Consider the following 16479-nt stretch of genomic DNA (forward strand, 5'->3'; position numbering starts at 1 on the left):
ACGGCAACCACCCGGCAACGATGGAAACCGCCTACGGCAACCGGGGCAACCCCTTGGCAACCAGCTACGGCAATCGCTCAAAGACTCTTTGGACTCCGTAGCCGGGAACTTTCGCTTTTCCTTTTCGCTCAACCCAGCCTGGAATACGTCGCATGATGTCCAGAATATCCTTACCGTCCCATGGCCGCATGTCACCCCTTTTCTTACCGAGGCATTCCACCCATATCTGGGCCGCGCACACGCGCTGCCGCAGTTGGTCCGAAGGGCCGTCCGCCCACTCGTCCTCGATCGGCGTTTCCAGCCATTCCTGGATAAGTCCTTCCCGTGGGTCGCTCTCCATGTGTGCCGCCTGCTGGCGCTCCGCTTCCTCGCGGGCTTCCTGGTCCAGCTCCAAGGTTTCCCCCGCCTTGAACCAGCACAAAACCTCCGCCCAGATTTGGCTCACCACATCCTCGGTCAAGTGTGTCCAGTGGCTCAGCTCCGCCCGATCCGGATCAACTTCTACAGGCCAGAAGCGGCGATTCCCTGTCGCGTCCCTCAAAAAGTCACGCGTGTTCGTCGTCCCGAAAAATACGCACTTACGCGGGAATTCCGATACCTGCCGGTCATAGGCCACCCGGTATCTATCTTCCGTCTTCGATAAAAACGCCTTGACCTCTTCGACCTCGCTCTTCTTCATGGCCGACAGCTCACCGATCTCGAAAATCCATCCGCTCTGCAGGTGCTCCCCGGCCTCTTTATTCTCAAACGTCCGCAAACTGTCGCTGAACCACTCCCGGCCCAGCTTCGCCAGCAGGCTGCTCTTGCCGGCCCCCTGAGGGCCAACCAGGACAAGCATCTGGTCGAACTTGCAACCAGGCCGATACAGCCGGGTGACCGCCGCCAGCAGCATCTTCCGCGTCACCTGCCGGACGTAGTACGTGTCCGGCGCCCCCAGGTAGACGGAGAAGATCCGCTCCGCGCGAGGCACTCCGTCCCACGTAGCGCTCTCCAGATACGCCTTGATCGGATGGAACGTGTTCTTGTGGACCACTTCCGTAAAAGCGTTCTGGATCAGCTTAGCCGAGCTGATGCCGTACACCTTGGAAAACCAGTGCTGCAGGCGCTTGTCGTCCGCCCCGAGCCACGGCTCATAGTCCCGGCCTGGCCGCTCGAGTCCCCGCCACGGCAGCGGCTTCCGAATGACCTCCGAATTTCCAAAAGCGTCGTAGGCCAGCACGCCGCGCCAAACGTCATGCGTCAGGATCAACTCCACGTTCCCCGCTGTCGGCAGCGGCATGCCGGTCTTGTGGTGCTGCTCCAGTTTGGTCTGCCAGTCCTCGTCGACAGGATCGGCGGCGGGCTCGTCCTCCTCCGCCGCCGAATCGTCGTCAAACGCTGCTGCCATCTCGGCGAAGCCAGCTTGGCGCTCCGCCAGTGCGAGCTTTTTTACCTCCGGCCTGTCCGCCGCCCACCGCTCCATGGCAAGATGACTTGGCTTTTTGGCGTCAGGCGTGTAATCTTTCACCTTGTCATCCAGATGGCCAAATTTATGTACGCGGACCAGGTCAAACAGATTGTATGTCCGTCCGTCTGCGATCGGATCGCTGTCTTGGTGCGAGTACACCAGCTCCTGATCCGGATAGACCTCCAGCCCGTTCGCGGATGAACCATGGACGTAGGTGTACCGGTTCGGCATGGAGCCGGGGACGTAGATGTCCGACAGGAACGTCTCGATCCCCTCCTCGATCGTAAACGCCCGGCAGAATAGGCCAATGACGCCCTGTTTCTCTCGTGGGTCCTGCGCCTTCGAGGCGGATACCCGGCGTGCCTTTTTCTCCTCCGGATGGCGGGGCCAGCTCATAACATCCTGCCAGTCCTCGTACTCGGCCAAGACGTCATCCGCGCTGATCGGCTCCCCTTCAAACTCCTCAAATACAGGCACCGCATCTTTCGAGCAGCTGGGGAAATACATCAAGCGATGGGCCTGAAAGGTCGTCTTATCGAAATAGTGCATGCCGATCTGCTCGGCAATCTTCCGGCTGATGGCCGCGTACTCATCTGGACTCATGGTGCGATCCACCGGAGCAATCAGGCGATATTTTGGCTTATGCGATCGATGGCTGTGGGTCGAGTAGACGACATAGGCTCGTCCACCCAACACCAGCTCCACGGCGAAAAGGAAGTCGTCATCCGCGAAGTCAGCATCCAGCGTAATTAGGCTGCGCGTGTCAACGTTCTCCTTCTTCCGGCGTCCGCCCCGGATGAGCCCGCCGACGAACGCCGGGCCATCCTTCGCCTTGCCTTTTCCGTTTACGTCCATCTTGTCGTACTGGGCCATCGTTTCAGCTGTTCGGCGTACCTTCCGTAGCCGGTCAACGAACTCTACCCACGTCAGGTATTCCGGCTTCCAGTTCGTGTCTGCACGATGCTTGCCGAAGGAGATATCAAGTTCGATGTCGTGCATGGGAGGTTCACCCTTTCAAATAGCAATTGACAATCTCTATTCAAGCTTCCAAGAATTGTTTCGCAAAGCGCAATTGTTGCTCAATATACGGATCATCGTCACTTCCGCCACTTGCAAGCCAATCCCCAATGCGACGATAGATGTCGTCCAAAACTTCGCGAGGTAACCGGGCCGCGATCGCGAGTAATTGATCCATCGGTGACATCCCCATCCCCATCCCCTCCCCTTTCCAAAATTACCGTTGTGTTAAGAAATTTATTGACATCATTGCTGCGACACTTGAAAATTTAGGTAAATTCACACTAATTGGAGGATGACAATGTCTGAAGACTTCTATTGTGACGAAGTATTAAGTGGGCGGACTATCGTAAACAAAGTATTTGAAACTGAGAACGTTCTAGCCTATCACCATACTCGCCCGTTTTATCCCGTACATATAGTCGTAATCCCCAAAAAACATATTTTATCGCTCTTAACCTTGGACCAAGCTGATAACACTTTATTTTTAGAGCTAATGGATGTCATAAAACAAGTTTCAACTCAAGTAGTTAGTGATTATGGGGCTTGTCGAGTATTGACTAACTTAGGTAATTATCAAGATTCAAAACACTTACATTTTCATGTTTTCTTTGGTGAGCCTCTAACAAAAGGGTAATTACTATAAAACTTCTCCCATTTACCACATCGTGTGTTGTGTTACTTACTTTCGAAGAAGCCCGGCACATTCTTGTGTTCGTCACACGCTTGAACTGGTGTTCAGCCTAAGCAGCCTGGCCCGGTGTAGTCCCGGGAGCTGGAGGTCCAATATCTCCTTGTCACCCATCCCTTGATCCCGATAAGCCAGATACTGCTCTTTCGTGATCTGCGGCTCAACGGACGGGGAGCTGGCCATCTTTCGATGCCGCTTCCCGAGGATCGGCCCATACTTCTCAATCAGTTGCAGCCGCTCCTCCTCGCTTAGGAAATAGGTCACCACCTCGCTAGGTGGGCTGCCTTTCAGGTGGCTACGGTTCAAAAGACCTTCTGCTCCGATGATCGATTCATTTTCCAATTTTCGCCCCATCTCGTCTCGTCTCACCTCACCCTAACATCTCGTCGAAGGCCTCATTCACTGCCATTCGAAGATTGTTCACAGCCACAGTAAAGTAGCTCTCCTTGAGTTCCACCCCAACAAACCGCCTTCCCATCTTGATCGCTTGGTATCCCTCGCTACCAATACCAGCAAACGGCGAGAACACGATATCTCCCGGGTTGCTCCAGAGCTCCACACCGCGGGCGATCACGTCGAGCTGCAGTGGGCAGATGTGTTTTTCATCCTTCTCGTCTCGCGCGGACCGATACTGGAGAGTGTTGTTCGGGTTGATGTCCATCCAGACCGGGCTGGCGTATTTCTGCCAGACGAACACGCTGCGCCACATCTCAAACGGCCACGGCTCCCTGCCGGATGCCCGAACCTCTGCTGCGTGCCTGTCGTAAGCCTCTCGGCTAACATCCAGCCCCTCCCCGATAAATTCCTCGAATTCGCCGCTGATCGGCTCTGGGTTGATGCCTGGCTTACGCATCGTGACGAGATAGTCCGGGATCCCCTGCCGGCTCATGGCGCTATCCTTGACGACTTGCTTGTGCAGCAGGCCGAGCGCCTTCGTCCGCTGCTGGGCGACGACCGGGTCCTTCCAGATGCAGACTTCTGAATGGAAGATCCACCCTTCTGCCTCAAACGCGCGGATCAGCTCACCGCGGAAGTCCCGGATGCCGATGTAGCCGTGGTGAGCTTTACTGGTCGGCAGATTCATGCAGTGAAAGCTGATCAGACGTCCCGGGATCGTTACGCGATACAGCTCCCGGATCAGAAAGCGAAAGTGCTCGAAAAACTCATCGTCGCTACGACAATTCCCCATATCCCGGTAGCTGTTGCTGTACGTGTACAAAGAAGCGAACGGCGGCGAGAAAATCGAGTAGTGAATGCTGTCGTCCGGCAGACCGCGTGTGATTTCCACGCAGTCGCCGTTGTAGATTGCAAATTCCGGTTCGATGACCTGATCGATTGCTTTAACTTGCAAACTTCTCACTCCTTAACCAGGCAGGGATGGTAATTGGCCGTTCTGGCGTATATTCGGCGACGTCACGGTCTGCCTGCCGGACTGTCTCTGACGTGATGTCTTTCGTGTATTGGACCATTTCAGAAACCATCTTCCGGAAGTCAGATTCCTTGCGTTTGATGTTCTCCGCCGTGGCCCCCTCTCGGCTGGACGTAATCATATGCACGTTGACCGTGCTGGTCTGGCCGAAGCGGTAGCACCTGCGGATTGCTTGAAAGACCTGTTCAAAGCTATCAGACAGCCCCACGAACGCCATGTCAGCGCAATGTTGCCAATTCATTCCGAAACCAGCGATCGACGGCTTAGTGACCAGCACGCGGATTTTCCCCGCGGCGAAGTCGAGCATTGCCTGCTCTTTGTGGACCGGCTTGTCCGATCCTTTCACTTCGACGGCACCCGGGATGGCCGCGGTGAGCATTTCCGATTCAATATTTAGATCGCACCAGACGAGAAACGGCTTGTCCGTCGCATTGACGATCTCGGCGCAGGCCGCTACTCGCTCGGCAACTGTCTCCCGCCGGGCTCGCTGCCGCTGGGAAAGCGTTTTGGCAGGCTCCCCTTCCACCCCGATGACATGGTCCGTAATCATAAGCGGCGGGAGGATGTACCCGTCGTCCGGGTAGCCAAGGTCAGATGGCTTTTCCAGCACCACGCCCCAGCTGGCCACCCACCGCCAGAACGCGTCCTCTGCGTGGCCCTTCAGCCGCCACTTCTGTGTCTCTCCGCCGTCGTGGACAAAGAACATCGACAGCATCTCGGTCCGGTTCATGACGCCCAGGAACTCCGCGTGGTTGCCGATCTCCATGTAGTCGTTCGGCGCTGGCGTCGCTGTGCAGGCGAGCCGGTACGGCGTAAAGGCAAACGATTCGATCAGCTCAGTGCGGAGCTTGCCGGTGAACGATTTGAGGATCGACGACTCGTCCAGCACCACGCCGTCGAACAGTACCGGCTCGAACTTGTGTAACATCTCGTAGTTGGCGATGTTCAGCCCCGGCCGGACGTCGTCCTGGCTACGGCACATTGTGATCTCATATCCTAGGTCTGCCGCCTCTCGAATCGTCTGGGATGCTACCGCGAGCGGTGCCAGCATCAGCACATCACCACCTGTCTGTTGGTGTATGTTCATGGCCCATTCCGTCTGCATACGCGTCTTACCGAGACCGGTTCCCGCGAAGATCGCCGCCCGGCCCCTTTGCAGGGCCCAGCGGACGAGATCCCGCTGGAAGTCGAATAGACTGGCATGCAGTGAGTCACGCTCTACGGTGAAGCCTGCAGGCTGCATTTCTGCGCGTTTGCTTTCGATGAAGGATACGTAAGATTTCAATAACGGCACCCTTTCTGTATAAAAAAATGGTATTGTGGTACAATTTCTCTAAAAATGACTAAAGGGGAAAAATTATGGATTTTTCTGTTGCCTTTGACCGAATTAAGGATTCCGTTTTCAACCTGTTGGTCTTCGCCCCGGGTAACCGCATTGTTTCTTCAGGTACTGGAGTTTTGATCGGAAACGGTGATTTTGCTCTGACCTGCTCTCATTGCGTAATACCTACACTTTCAAATGGTGCCCGCTTCTCCGGACAGACGTCGGCCCAAATTGGACAAGTGGTTTTTAACGATACAGTGAGGGACATTGCGGTTCTGCAATTCCCAAGACCATTAGGAGCAGGAGTCCCAATCAAGAGCTCATCATCAGTAAAAATTGGTCACGAATGTTTTGTAGTGGGCTTTCCTTCCAACATCGATAAAATTACCGCTTTGTCGGCTAATATAGCTGGCTTTGAGCCATCAAATGGCTATGACCACATCAGAATTGACTCATCGGTAAACCACGGGAATTCCGGCGGCCCACTTTTTAATCAGAACGGAGAATTGGTAGGTATCGTGAACGCAAAACACGGAAACCTATCCGCGTTTTTAACGCGGATACAAAATGTACAACCGGCAGGCTCAGTGAACATTTTCGGGATTGACCATATCCAAACAATTCAGACACTCATTAGTGAGATGAAGAAGAACTTGAATCTTGGAATTGGTTATGCAATTCCTACCGACTACATCGGCTCGTTGTATCAACCTGTCCGTCAACTAATAATCCCTTAATTCCCGAAGTAGCGTCCTATTTAATCCTTCTGATAAAAGTCGCACTCAAACGCCGCCGCTGAAAGCGGCAACCCCGGCGCCCAATCAATCTGGCGCCCCATCACAGCCGTCACATGCTCTAAAGACCCGGCCCCGATTGGCACATCCAGCACAACCTCATCGTGGACGTGCATTGCGATTTTGTAACCCTCTTCGTCCAGTCTCGTCAGGCTTTCCGCCAGGCAGTCCCGCGCGATCGCCTGCACCAGATTCTCCACCAGTCGGCCGCCGTATGTACGGTGGCTCATCCACTTTTTCTTGACCTGATCCATTCCGTCAAACACGAGTCCGTCTTTGCCGAATTTCGGGTCGGGCTTGATTCGCGGATTGACATAGGCCAGGCTCCGGCCACTCGGCAGGTCCGCGAATAGGACGCCGGGGGCGTATCGGTATTGCACGCCGTGTGCCAGCTTGACCGTCGTTTTCTCTCGGACGGCGGTGACGGCGGCATCCTCGGCGGCGTACCACAGCTTGACGATATTCGGGTTGGCTTCGCGCCACTGTTTGACCAACGCGGGTAGCTCATCTTCTGGAATACCACTCTTGAGCGCCCCCATGGCGATCAGCGCGTTCGGTCCGCCTTGATAGCCACAGTTGTGGACCAGCCTGCCGGATACGGTAAATCGATTACGCGGACCGGCGTTCAATATGTCATAGACGCGAGCTTTTCGGCGATTCCCCGCCAGTTCTTCCGTCGTTCGTACACCGCCGACCTCGCTTCCTCGATGATTTGCTCTCGTGTCATTCCCGCTGCGAGCTTCCGCACCACTACCGTCCGCGCATAAGGCCACTCGTCTGGATTCCATTCGGCCAGTACCGTGATTCTCCGATTCCCGCATTGCACCTTCCGTGTCGCCCAGCGGAGATTCCCCGGCTCGTAATGGCCGTCGTTGTTCACGCGATCGATCTCCATATGACGCCCCGGAAGGCCAAGATTGTCGATCACCCACAGGCCCGCTTCCAATACCGACGGGAAGTTGAACCGTATCCCCCGGGCGCCGTAATTGTGGTACTGCTGATCGTTCGGATTCTCGCAACGTTGCTTTGCTGCGGTCAGCCGACGATCCAGCCAAATCGGAATCCTCCGAGGCTGTGAACACTCCTGGCACCCCTGTGACTTCCCTTGCCTCAAGTTGTAGTAGTGAGTCCATTGCTCCGTCCCGCAGCAAATGCACCGCGTCAGCACCATTGGGTCCTTCCACCCACGCTTCCAGCGCTTCTCTGAACTGATGATCACTACCCACCCGAATAGGGTCCCGACCATCTCCGGACTGAAGGAGACGTGCTCCGCTGGCGGCAGCGTAGTCAAATCGTACTGGCCGCGATTCCCCTTCAATCCAGACGATATGATCGGCGGTCGCTGTAAGCCCGTCATAGTCGAAAACCTCCTTCTCTCCGCGATCGATAACGCCATCATGTGGGACCCACTCCTCGCCATCCCAAAGTAGATGGCCAATTGTGACCTTCTCAATCGGCACCAGACCGACATGAGTCAGGACCATCTGCCCTTCGGCGATGCAGGCCAACGTAGCTACCTTCCCTTTTGCCCGCAGCTCGTAATTGGAATGCCCCTTCACGATCGTCTCCAACGGCACTTTGAACATCTGAGCTGCCGTGGCCTCATAAATTTTGCCGTGACCACGGAATACGTCGAGCACCCAATGCTCGTCGGCCAGCCAGGCGATCACGCGGGCCTCGATCGCGGAAAAGTCGGAAACGATGAACCGACAACCGGGCGACGGGATGAACGCCGTCCGAATGAGCTGGGAGAGCACGAAAGGCGGTGCGCCGAACAGCATTTCCAGCAAGTCGAAGTCTCCACTCCGCAGCGTCTCGCGGGCAAGCGCCAGATCTTCAATCTTGTTTTGCGGCAGGTTTTGCACTTGGATGAGCCGCCCGGCCCAGCGCCACGTCCGGTTTGCCCCGCAGAACTGCAGGAGCCCGCGTGCCCGGTCGTCTGCGCAGATGGACCGCTGCATAGCGTTGTACTTGTCGACGCTGGTCTTACTCATCTCCTGCCGCAGCTCCAACACACGGCGAGTCTCGTCATCCGGGGCAGCGTCGAGCAACGCGGGCATGAATTCCTTGGACAACCCGTCTGGCGTTTCCAAGCCTCGGTCAGCCAGCCATTCTTTCAACTGCGTCAGGCTGTTTGGGTTGTCAAGGCCAGTGAGTTCCTTTGCTTCCTCTATCAATCGCGCTTCGTATTGCTCGTCGCAGGCGATAGCCTGGCGAACCAGTTCAGGGTCCAGACGGACGCCGCGGTCATTGATCCGCTGATCCAGCGCCCACAACTTCCATTCATGGGCGGGCACTGGGAAGCGCGCCAATTTCCGGCGGACCTCCCGCTCCACAACAACGTCCTGTCGGTTGTATTCGATGTACTGCTGCCATTTCTCCGGATCATGGTGCGGGTAGTTGCGAGTCCGGCCGCCGTTTGCTTTCGTGGGCTTGCACGGCTCACTGAAGTATTTAATCAGTGCCTTACCTCTCCCGTCCTTCTTCACCGGCAGCTTGAGCACTTCTGCTACGCCTTCCAGGTAGCCGGGGAGGCCGAGGGCGAGGGTATGCACTGCCGTGCAGCGCCACTGGAGCGGATCGCACTCGATGCCAAAGTGCCGGGCGATTGCCGTCCGTTCAAAATTGGCATTGAAGGCTGTTTTCATGACAGTAGGGTCAGTCAGGTCCCGCAACACTCTTTCCGGCAAATCCTCAAATGCGGTCAGGTCGACCACGGTCACCGGATCATCGTCGTATGCGTAGCCGAAAAGCAAAATCTCGAAGTCAGGCGCTTCGACGTATCGATAAACGCCACACTTTTTCAAATCGACGCTGCTGTATGTCTCAAGGTCGATCTGGAGAACAGTCATACTGTCCTCTCCTGGCTTGCCTTCTCGCTAAATCCCACAGGGTATCGCCTTTTTAGCTTGTCGATGTTTTTCATTGCCACTGTTGCCAGATCGATGTCTGCCCACGCAGCCAGCTGCGAAACGTACCAGAGTACATCCCCCAACTCCTTCGTTAATGCTTCTCTGTCAAGCCCGTGGCCGTGGAATACGACTTTCTTAATCATGTCGGCCACCTCTCCGGCTTCTCCCGCAACACCCAGGGCGAAATTCGTCAAAGCTTCTCCCTTTGTGTTTGCCGTTCTTCCAGCTAGTTTTTGGTACGTGTTCATATCCATCGCCTGAACCCTCCCGATTCTTTGGATAAGAAAGGGGAACCCTTGCGAATTCCCCATGCTGATTAGCTCAAAAAGTCATCGTCCTCGCCGTCGTCGTAAACATCGAAATCTTCGTTCGCAAAGTCGTCGTTGACGCTGCTCCGGCCGCCCAGGAAGTCGCCGTCTTGCACTTTTACAACGTTGTTCAATCCCGCCGCGACGCCGCGATTCCCCTTGGCGTCGAACGGGTAGAAGTTCAAGCTGACCTTGGCGTAGCAGCCGCTGTACACCTCGGTACTGTCGGTGATCTCCTGGAACTTGGTTTTGCCGTCCGGCCCCTTGCCAATCGGCTTGGCAATCCCTGGCTTGTTCTTACTGGTGGCATTCAGGAAGTAGTGGCCGACATACGCCTCGTCGTCTGGGCGCTCCTCGTCACCGTCGCGCAGCGGCTTCTTGAGGTTCGCCGGGATGCGGCCGCCCCATTTGCTCTTGCCAAGCTCCACGGCCGCGTCAACTGCCGCTTTGATTTTGCGGAGTGTTTCCTTGTCAGACTTCGGGATCAGAATTGCCGTGCTATACTTGTCATTGCCGTTATCGTCTTGCTGCGGCTCGAAGATATGTACGTAAGAGAGCCGCACCTTGCCTGTAATTACTTTCGTTGTTTGATTGTCGATTGCCATGAGAACATTCTCCTTTGACTGATTTTTCAACGGGCACCGTGGGTGTGGCTTGTCCCGCCACGGCTCTACACCGATACCCTCTTCTTTGCCTTTATCCCCGACCAGGCCGCAAAATGAACGAGTAGACACATAACCAACCGACCTGGTTATCAAATGCCTGCAGTCCTTACACAGCATCTGAAAATTCCTCGTTTGCGAATTCGTCATCGATGCTGTTTAGGCTGTTTAGCTCGGGTCGCTTGTCCGATTCAGGGACCAGGACTGGCTTACCTGGAGGCTTGACGATCAGGCCGTCAAGCATTTTTGCCAGCTTCTTTTTACCGACCTGCTTTTCAAGGTCACCAAGCGGCAAAAGTTTCGTTTTTAAAAATTCAGTAACCCCTGCGCTCCCGAGGCGCCTTACGGCTTCTTCCTCGTCAGCAATCTTTCTATTGCTCCGGCCCTCGACCAGCTTCCACTGCGGGATTTTGTGCCCGGCCTTCGCCTGTTCAAAAGCGTACTCCTCGACGTCCTTTGCCCAAGCCTTGAGCTGCTCTGCGACGAATAAGATCGAGCCGATCTCCGCCAGTGTAAGCAAGGCAGGGTCCCGAAACTCGTATTCCAACGCCGCCATATTCGCATCGGCGCGCGCCCGGCAAGTAGCCTTGACCTTGCACCAGCGGCAGTGATCGCCCGCTTTGAACTCGCCCTCTCCGGCGTCTGCCAGGACGGCAGCAGGCTTGACCACTGTGTCTGCCCACTCCAGTAGACCATCTGCCGAAATGACATCTGTGCTGATGTTATCCAGCCGAGGCTGGACGATCGTCATGCGGATCTCCTGGATGTCATACAGATAGCTGTAACCAGACCAAGCGCCGAGAGCATACAACCGCATCTGCGCGTTGCCTATAGCACTGACAGGTACGCCTTTGCCGTATTTCAGGTCGATGATCTCCAGCACGCCGTCAGAAATGAAGACGACGTCCCCGGTGCCGTAGCCGTCCGGCACCCATTCGGAAAAGTCGAGCTGCCCCTCCAGCAGCACCACCGCGTCACTGGACCGGGCCTTGGCCTCCATGAATCGCTCGTTGACGAGGTCCACGTAGTCCTGAACGGCATTCTCCATTTCAGGGCCGTAATAGGGGTTCGTGGCCTTGAACTGCTCCAAGGCGTCCGCCAGCCGTTTCCGCTCTTGTGAGTTGCAGGGGTAAAGGCTACGGCGCAGCTTGATCTCTGACAGCTCGTGCGCTGCTGTGCCCTCATCGGCGTACTCACTCCGTGTATCCGGAATGTGTTCAGTAAGCCGAGCGCTCGGGGGGCAATTGATCCAACGGCTTGCCCCCGACGCGCTTAACAGGGCGTGTGCCCGTTCTGCGTGTGCTTGGCTCATACCATCGCCAGCTCGTCCATGAATTCTGCGCGCTTCTCTTCCGGCAAGTCAGATAGCGATTTGCTGCCGAACTTGTCCAGAAGCGCCTTGATGGCTTTTTTCCCTTCGGCCGTCTTGCCGATCTCCTGGGCGCGGGCTCTCAACTCCACAATAGTCGGGATGGGGTCGCCTCCGGAATCATCCCCGGTGCCCTCGCTGGCATCGTCAGCCGGGTCTCCCCCTACCTCTCCAACTTCCGGCTCTTGTACCGGAGCAGCTGTAGGCTTATCCGCAACAGGCTCGCTTTGCCGCGCGGAGCGCTGGCGCTTCGGTCTTTCCTCCTGTTGCGCCTCTGCAGGAGCTGCGGCGATGGCTGGAGTAGTTACCGGCACGAGAGTGAAATGGGCAGCCAGGCTGGAAAGCTCTCTTACTGCTTCTGCGGCGTTTTCGCCGTTGATACTGATCTGTACGGACATGGTTATTCCTCCTTGTTTTTGTGCCTCCAGGAATGTACAATGGGGGCAATTAGGATTTGTTTTGTTCTGGACTCAGCGTTGCCGCGCTGGGTCTTTTTCTTTTACTCATCCAAGGAAACGTCCTCCAGGCTGGTCCAGTATTCTTCGCCCCGATCATCCCTGACACGAATGTCGACTCCAAATCGACTTTCCTTGGCGTCAATTACCGTGAAATTCCTGGTAATGCTTCCGGTCTGACCGACCGATAAGGTCTTCCCGTTTCTTTGCTTCCATCGAACCTCACCTCCTCCCCCCTATGTAGTCACGAGGCCGCCAGCAGCCCAACCTCTCTGCCAGCCGTTGCAGCTCCATCGGCTGCGCCACGCTTTGACCTCGCATATGTAGACCTGTCATCAGTTTCCCGATCCGCGTGAGCGGTCGTCAGTGCCGGGAGGTCATCCCCGACAGACCGAGGCCCAGGGCCCCAGTTTCGACTCATACTCGCAAGGTGACAATTTGAATTCCGCTCTCCAGGCAGGAGCGATTGCAATACATTTCGCTGCCGACTTTCCACACCACCTGACCACTGTAGATCGCTTCTCCGCAATGATCGCAGATGTCTACGTCTTGGTCGTTTTCGCTGGTGATAGCTGATTCTTTGAACCCGCCCATTTGTCCACTCTCCTCTCAAAGCTTGTCCAACCAATGAAGCTGTGGTACGCTGAAAGTACCCAACATTTACATTTTTGGAGGTGCCACCTGTTCGCTGCAGGTGGGTTTTTCTTTGAATCGCCCGAGGATGCGCGCGGCCTGCGCCGTTTCTCGGGCTTTTTTGATATCCAGAACCTTATCAGCGGTGATCCGCATTTTAATGGCTACCATGACCATCCCCTGCTGATCGTACCGAGTTGCCGTCTCCTGGAGTGCGGAGACGATCATGGACAGCTGCTCCTCGTCTACGCCGTCCAGCATTTCTTTTACGCTTGACCCATTCACCTATTCTCACCTCCCATTTTTGTAGGATTATCCAACTTTCTGTCGAATTGTTTGTTGTCCAGCATTTCCAACTATTAGCTGAAAGGGGTGAAACTTTGAAAGTTGAACATAGTTCCAAATTTGTACCAATTGAACCGAACCTTAACTTTTGGTCCGTTCTAGTTGCCGTGGTAGGTACTGTAAGTTCGATCGTGACTATCTACTTCGCTTTAAAAGTATGGACTTTGACTGCGACGTTATTAGCGGTAGCCTCTGTCACTGTACCAACATTGCTTATCTTGCTTGTGATTGCTTATAACAAACTAAAAAGCTCTTCGACTCAATACAATAACCTTCAGAAAGAGTATTCTGAACTTCAAAAATTACATGAGGCTTTAGCTACCAGATACGATGATCGGAATCAATTAATTGAGGACTACAAAAAGCTCACAAGTCATATCAGATACTACCTCATTGCCGCTATTTCTGATCCAACCGAGAAGGAACGCCAACAGCTTTTAACCTTAATTGAGCTGATGGATAAGCTTGAATCGAACCTAAGGGAGAGATAATGAAAATGTCAGATTCATGGAAAGTAGTAAAGATCATTGATGAATACAATATTGTAGTTAATGCTGGAACCAACCATGGCATCAAAAAAGAAGACTGCCTTGAAATTTATGTTCCCGGAGAAGAAGTTATTGATCCCGACACAATGGAATCACTTGGGACACTTGATTCCATTAAGGCTTATCTCGAGGTAAAGCATGTGTTTCCGAAGATGTGTATCTGTGAAAATGCTGAAACCAGATTGCTCAATATGATCTCCTTTTCAGCAAATTTCACGAAAGAGGAGCCAAAACCCTTAAACATTGATTCAACGCAAATATCCGGAGGACTCAACAAAACAGACCGGAAAATTCGAATTGGCGATTTGGTAAGGATGTCCAACGATTAAACTGGCCACCTCTTCAAACAATCGACTTTCATATCTTTTGGATAAAGAGTACGAATGGTTTCTCGATGCTTCAAACGACCAATAATTTTTTCAATCTCATATGCTTTGCATGCTTTAATGATTTTCTTTTTCAAATTGCCGTCATCTTGGTGGAAATTGAAGCTTGTCAGAATTTTTTCGGCTTTTAATAACGCTCGTTGTGTGGCTAGCTTTTGGTAATATTCCTCATCTTTTTCAAAAGCTAGCCTTGCCATTAACTTGATATCCATCCCCATTCACCTCCCCTCAAATTGCTGCAAGATCGTCTCCCGCTCCTGACGTAACTGCTCAATGCGCGCTTTGTACGATTCCTTTTCCGCGTCTGTCAGATGCTTGTTGACGGCTAAGTCACGAGCCAGCGCAGTGTGTTCCTGTGTGATCTCCACCAGTCGGTCGCCGTGTTCAGAGTTAACCGCGAGCCAGATGGCTCTTTTGCTGTGGGTGCTCATTTGAGCAGCTAAGTATTCCATGCCTCGTTCCTCCCCTTCACTTGGTAATTCAATTCTTCTTGCTCCCGAATCCACCGACCCAAACTTGCCGTGCTAAACCAGTATCTCGGGTTCTTCGAGCCGTCTGCGCCATATGTCCGATGCGGAATCCGCTTCTCCCGGCACAACCGCCGGAGCGTGTATTCGGACATCTGCAGGTATTCGCAGGCTTCTGTGAAGGAAATTGTGCGGTCAGGAGACACTGCCATTTCCGAGCGCAATTCTTCCCGCAGTTCCTCTTTGAGTTGACTGCGCAGGGCAACGAGCATTTGAGCAAACAATTCTTCTAGTGTCATGGATTTTTGCATCTCCACATCCACCCACCCTTTATGTGGTTTTGCTTCTTTTCCCCGTGATCTCTATTTCCAGATCAAGTGCCTCACAAGCCCTATAAATGGTTGTTTCATTCCAGCGCTTCTTTCCAGACAAGATTTCATGAATGTATTGAGGCGTGTAGCCAGTCATTCTTGCGAGGTCAGACGGTGTTAATTCCTTGTTTTTCAAGGCGCCCTTAATTGCTTCCGTGAAGCTCACGATTACCACCTCCTGGTATTAATATTAATCTAATAGCTTCATAGAAACAAAGAGAAAAATGAAGCAAATAGATTCATTTAGGAGGATTATCCATTAAATTTCGCTATTTGCTTCATATCGCTTAAAATTACTCCATTTTTCAACTATTAGCTTGTTGTTTTTTAAGCTAACAGCTGATAGATTTATAAGCAGATGGTTTCAATAAATAGTGCTTTACGTAGAAAGGTGACTATTAAATGGGGAATCGAATACGTGAGATTCGTAAGGCAAAAGGAATACCGGGAACAACAATTGCTGAGTCACTGGGAATCACGCCACAGTATTATTATGAAATCGAGAGAGGAAAGAAGCGGCTAAGTGCTGATATGGCTTCAAAACTTGCGGACATCCTCAAAACGAATACAGACTATCTGCTTGGTCGTACTGATGATCCCGAAGGCAGTGTAGTACATAGGCAAGAAGATAATCTGACACCCAAAGAAGAACGCGACATCGTAAAAGAACTGGAGCGCATCATGGCAGATCTAAAAAACAATGAGGCACTCGCATTCCACGGAGAGCCGATCGACGAGGAAGAAATGGAGTTGCTCCGCGCTTCTCTGGAGAACTCACTTCGGATTGCAAAAATGGTGGCAAAGAAAAAATTCACTCCGAAAAAATACAGAAAATAACGGGTTGGGGAGATGCACACATGCAGTCTACTAAGCAGACCGTGCAACGGCTCATCAAGCAACATGGCACCAACGACCCGACAACTATCGCGCGCAAGATGGGCATCCTTATTTTGTTTGAAGATTTCAAAAACATTTGGGGTTACTTCAACATGAGCAAACGCGTCCCCATGATCCACGTGAACCGTAACCTGGACGAGCACCTGCAAAGATTTGTCATCGCCCATGAACTCGGCCACCGCATTCGGCACCCTAAAGTTAATGTGCCGTTCCTGCGGGCCAATACCTTTCTGTCTGTCGACCGGATTGAGCGGGAAGCCAACGAATTTGCAGTTGAGCTCTTGATGCCGGACGACCTGCTGTACGAACACCGGCACACCCGCATGACAATCGCTGAAGCAGCAGCTACTTATGGCGTGCCGGTCGACGTAGCTCACTTGAAAAAGTTCTGATTGGTTCTTCGTTTCAGGGAATTCTTACACCC

At 53.4% G+C, this 16479-nt stretch carries 22 protein-coding genes; 6 read left to right on the forward strand and 16 right to left on the reverse strand.

What is annotated here, in order from left to right; translation table 11 throughout:
• Nucleotides 1-64 precede the first annotated feature (64 nt).
• Together ACTHO6_RS10235 and ACTHO6_RS10240 are read right to left on the reverse strand one after the other, a co-directional pair.
• Nucleotides 65-2446, reverse strand: a complete 2382-nt coding sequence (locus ACTHO6_RS10235) for a VapE domain-containing protein (protein ID WP_440241437.1) — start codon at nt 2444-2446, stop codon at nt 65-67.
• Nucleotides 2447-2486: 40 nt separating this feature from the next.
• Nucleotides 2487-2657 (reverse strand): DUF6877 family protein, encoded by a 171-nt coding sequence (locus ACTHO6_RS10240; protein ID WP_440241438.1) that lies wholly within the window; start codon nt 2655-2657, stop codon nt 2487-2489.
• A gap of 108 nt (nt 2658-2765) precedes the next feature.
• Between ACTHO6_RS10240 and ACTHO6_RS10245 the strand changes: the two genes are divergently transcribed.
• Complete coding sequence (locus ACTHO6_RS10245) at nt 2766-3101, forward strand: HIT family protein (protein WP_440241439.1); 336 nt, start codon at nt 2766-2768, stop codon at nt 3099-3101.
• Nucleotides 3102-3182: 81 nt separating this feature from the next.
• Here the strand turns inward: ACTHO6_RS10245 and ACTHO6_RS10250 are convergent, their stop codons facing one another.
• Genes ACTHO6_RS10250 through ACTHO6_RS10260 form a run of 3 tightly spaced genes read right to left on the reverse strand, consistent with a single transcriptional unit; the run spans nt 3183 to nt 5869 of the window.
• The gene (locus tag ACTHO6_RS10250) at nt 3183-3509 is read right to left on the reverse strand and encodes a hypothetical protein (RefSeq protein ID WP_440241440.1); all 327 of its coding nucleotides are present in this window, start codon (nt 3507-3509) and stop codon (nt 3183-3185) included.
• A 16-nt stretch (nt 3510-3525) separates the two neighbouring features.
• Nucleotides 3526-4506 (reverse strand): DNA-methyltransferase, encoded by a 981-nt coding sequence (locus ACTHO6_RS10255; protein WP_440241441.1) that lies wholly within the window; start codon nt 4504-4506, stop codon nt 3526-3528.
• Entirely contained in the window at nt 4496-5869 is a 1374-nt protein-coding gene (locus ACTHO6_RS10260) for a helicase (protein WP_440241442.1), read from the reverse strand. Before ACTHO6_RS10260 ends, ACTHO6_RS10255 begins: the two co-directional genes overlap by 11 nt.
• 74 nt (nt 5870-5943) lie before the next feature.
• Here ACTHO6_RS10260 and ACTHO6_RS10265 point away from each other — a divergent pair, with 74 nt between their 5' ends.
• Complete coding sequence (locus ACTHO6_RS10265; protein WP_440241443.1) at nt 5944-6645, forward strand: S1 family peptidase; 702 nt, start codon at nt 5944-5946, stop codon at nt 6643-6645.
• Nucleotides 6646-6665: 20 nt separating this feature from the next.
• Here the strand turns inward: ACTHO6_RS10265 and ACTHO6_RS10270 are convergent, their stop codons facing one another.
• The 7 genes from ACTHO6_RS10270 to ACTHO6_RS10300 all read right to left on the reverse strand — a co-directional run bounded on the left by ACTHO6_RS10270 (nt 6666) and on the right by ACTHO6_RS10300 (nt 13326).
• Nucleotides 6666-9554 carry a DNA polymerase gene (locus tag ACTHO6_RS10270; protein WP_440241444.1) on the reverse strand — a complete coding sequence of 963 codons (2889 nt, stop codon included), beginning with the start codon at nt 9552-9554 and terminating at the stop codon, nt 6666-6668.
• Nucleotides 9551-9868, reverse strand: coding sequence for a nucleoside triphosphate pyrophosphohydrolase family protein (locus ACTHO6_RS10275; protein ID WP_440241445.1), 318 nt, complete (start codon nt 9866-9868; stop codon nt 9551-9553). The genes ACTHO6_RS10270 and ACTHO6_RS10275 overlap by 4 nt, the downstream gene beginning before the upstream one ends.
• 62 nt (nt 9869-9930) lie before the next feature.
• Nucleotides 9931-10527 (reverse strand): DUF2815 family protein, encoded by a 597-nt coding sequence (locus tag ACTHO6_RS10280; protein WP_007781843.1) that lies wholly within the window; start codon nt 10525-10527, stop codon nt 9931-9933.
• Nucleotides 10528-10693: 166 nt separating this feature from the next.
• Complete coding sequence (locus ACTHO6_RS10285) at nt 10694-11896, reverse strand: DUF2800 domain-containing protein (RefSeq protein ID WP_440241447.1); 1203 nt, start codon at nt 11894-11896, stop codon at nt 10694-10696.
• Complete coding sequence (locus ACTHO6_RS10290; protein ID WP_440241448.1) at nt 11893-12351, reverse strand: hypothetical protein; 459 nt, start codon at nt 12349-12351, stop codon at nt 11893-11895. The genes ACTHO6_RS10285 and ACTHO6_RS10290 overlap by 4 nt, the downstream gene beginning before the upstream one ends.
• 474 nt (nt 12352-12825) lie before the next feature.
• Nucleotides 12826-13002, reverse strand: coding sequence for a hypothetical protein (locus tag ACTHO6_RS10295; RefSeq protein WP_440241449.1), 177 nt, complete (start codon nt 13000-13002; stop codon nt 12826-12828).
• Nucleotides 13003-13068: 66 nt separating this feature from the next.
• On the reverse strand, nt 13069-13326 hold the full coding sequence (locus ACTHO6_RS10300; protein ID WP_440241450.1) for a hypothetical protein: 258 nt from the start codon (nt 13324-13326) through the stop codon (nt 13069-13071).
• 95 nt (nt 13327-13421) lie between these two features.
• On the opposite strand from ACTHO6_RS10300, the gene ACTHO6_RS10305 reads away from it, so the two are divergent.
• Together ACTHO6_RS10305 and ACTHO6_RS10310 are read left to right on the forward strand one after the other, a co-directional pair.
• Nucleotides 13422-13877 (forward strand): hypothetical protein, encoded by a 456-nt coding sequence (locus tag ACTHO6_RS10305; protein WP_440241451.1) that lies wholly within the window; start codon nt 13422-13424, stop codon nt 13875-13877.
• A gap of 5 nt (nt 13878-13882) precedes the next feature.
• Nucleotides 13883-14263, forward strand: a complete 381-nt coding sequence (locus ACTHO6_RS10310) for a hypothetical protein (protein WP_440241452.1) — start codon at nt 13883-13885, stop codon at nt 14261-14263.
• Here ACTHO6_RS10310 and ACTHO6_RS10315 read toward each other — a convergent pair.
• From ACTHO6_RS10315 to ACTHO6_RS10330, 4 genes are read right to left on the reverse strand one after another with little or no spacing between them, the layout of a single operon-like run.
• Nucleotides 14260-14532 (reverse strand): hypothetical protein, encoded by a 273-nt coding sequence (locus tag ACTHO6_RS10315; protein ID WP_440241454.1) that lies wholly within the window; start codon nt 14530-14532, stop codon nt 14260-14262. The genes ACTHO6_RS10310 and ACTHO6_RS10315 overlap by 4 nt on opposite strands.
• Nucleotides 14533-14538: 6 nt before the next feature.
• The gene (locus ACTHO6_RS10320; protein ID WP_440241455.1) at nt 14539-14772 is read right to left on the reverse strand and encodes a hypothetical protein; all 234 of its coding nucleotides are present in this window, start codon (nt 14770-14772) and stop codon (nt 14539-14541) included.
• The gene (locus ACTHO6_RS10325) at nt 14760-15098 is read right to left on the reverse strand and encodes a helix-turn-helix domain-containing protein (RefSeq protein WP_440241456.1); all 339 of its coding nucleotides are present in this window, start codon (nt 15096-15098) and stop codon (nt 14760-14762) included. The genes ACTHO6_RS10320 and ACTHO6_RS10325 overlap by 13 nt, the downstream gene beginning before the upstream one ends.
• A 19-nt stretch (nt 15099-15117) precedes the next feature.
• Nucleotides 15118-15324: a helix-turn-helix domain-containing protein gene (locus ACTHO6_RS10330; RefSeq protein ID WP_440241457.1), complete on the reverse strand. Its 207-nt coding sequence runs from the start codon at nt 15322-15324 to the stop codon at nt 15118-15120.
• Between the two features lie 236 nt (nt 15325-15560).
• Between ACTHO6_RS10330 and ACTHO6_RS10335 the strand changes: the two genes are divergently transcribed.
• Both ACTHO6_RS10335 and ACTHO6_RS10340 read left to right on the forward strand, forming a co-directional pair.
• Nucleotides 15561-15995 (forward strand): helix-turn-helix domain-containing protein, encoded by a 435-nt coding sequence (locus ACTHO6_RS10335; RefSeq protein WP_440241458.1) that lies wholly within the window; start codon nt 15561-15563, stop codon nt 15993-15995.
• A 20-nt stretch (nt 15996-16015) separates the two neighbouring features.
• Nucleotides 16016-16447, forward strand: a complete 432-nt coding sequence (locus ACTHO6_RS10340; RefSeq protein WP_440241459.1) for an ImmA/IrrE family metallo-endopeptidase — start codon at nt 16016-16018, stop codon at nt 16445-16447.
• Nucleotides 16448-16479 lie beyond the last annotated feature (32 nt).

This window comes from Brevibacillus sp. SAFN-007a, from assembly GCF_051967035.1.
Taxonomy (GTDB): Bacteria; Bacillota; Bacilli; order Brevibacillales; family Brevibacillaceae; genus Brevibacillus.

Coding starts and splice junctions, on each gene's coding strand:
- ACTHO6_RS10235 (WP_440241437.1), bottom strand. CDS start 2,446: ATGCACGACATCGAACTTGATATCTCCTTCGGCAAGCATCGTGCAGAC.
- ACTHO6_RS10240 (WP_440241438.1), bottom strand. CDS start 2,657: ATGGGGATGTCACCGATGGATCAATTACTCGCGATCGCGGCCCGGTTA.
- ACTHO6_RS10245 (WP_440241439.1), top strand. CDS start 2,766: ATGTCTGAAGACTTCTATTGTGACGAAGTATTAAGTGGGCGGACTATC.
- ACTHO6_RS10250 (WP_440241440.1), bottom strand. CDS start 3,509: ATGGGGCGAAAATTGGAAAATGAATCGATCATCGGAGCAGAAGGTCTT.
- ACTHO6_RS10265 (WP_440241443.1), top strand. CDS start 5,944: ATGGATTTTTCTGTTGCCTTTGACCGAATTAAGGATTCCGTTTTCAAC.
- ACTHO6_RS10270 (WP_440241444.1), bottom strand. CDS start 9,554: ATGACTGTTCTCCAGATCGACCTTGAGACATACAGCAGCGTCGATTTG.
- ACTHO6_RS10275 (WP_440241445.1), bottom strand. CDS start 9,868: ATGGATATGAACACGTACCAAAAACTAGCTGGAAGAACGGCAAACACA.
- ACTHO6_RS10280 (WP_007781843.1), bottom strand. CDS start 10,527: ATGGCAATCGACAATCAAACAACGAAAGTAATTACAGGCAAGGTGCGG.
- ACTHO6_RS10285 (WP_440241447.1), bottom strand. CDS start 11,896: ATGAGCCAAGCACACGCAGAACGGGCACACGCCCTGTTAAGCGCGTCG.
- ACTHO6_RS10290 (WP_440241448.1), bottom strand. CDS start 12,351: ATGTCCGTACAGATCAGTATCAACGGCGAAAACGCCGCAGAAGCAGTA.
- ACTHO6_RS10295 (WP_440241449.1), bottom strand. CDS start 13,002: ATGGGCGGGTTCAAAGAATCAGCTATCACCAGCGAAAACGACCAAGAC.
- ACTHO6_RS10310 (WP_440241452.1), top strand. CDS start 13,883: ATGTCAGATTCATGGAAAGTAGTAAAGATCATTGATGAATACAATATT.
- ACTHO6_RS10315 (WP_440241454.1), bottom strand. CDS start 14,532: ATGGATATCAAGTTAATGGCAAGGCTAGCTTTTGAAAAAGATGAGGAA.
- ACTHO6_RS10320 (WP_440241455.1), bottom strand. CDS start 14,772: ATGGAATACTTAGCTGCTCAAATGAGCACCCACAGCAAAAGAGCCATC.
- ACTHO6_RS10325 (WP_440241456.1), bottom strand. CDS start 15,098: ATGCAAAAATCCATGACACTAGAAGAATTGTTTGCTCAAATGCTCGTT.
- ACTHO6_RS10335 (WP_440241458.1), top strand. CDS start 15,561: ATGGGGAATCGAATACGTGAGATTCGTAAGGCAAAAGGAATACCGGGA.
- ACTHO6_RS10340 (WP_440241459.1), top strand. CDS start 16,016: ATGCAGTCTACTAAGCAGACCGTGCAACGGCTCATCAAGCAACATGGC.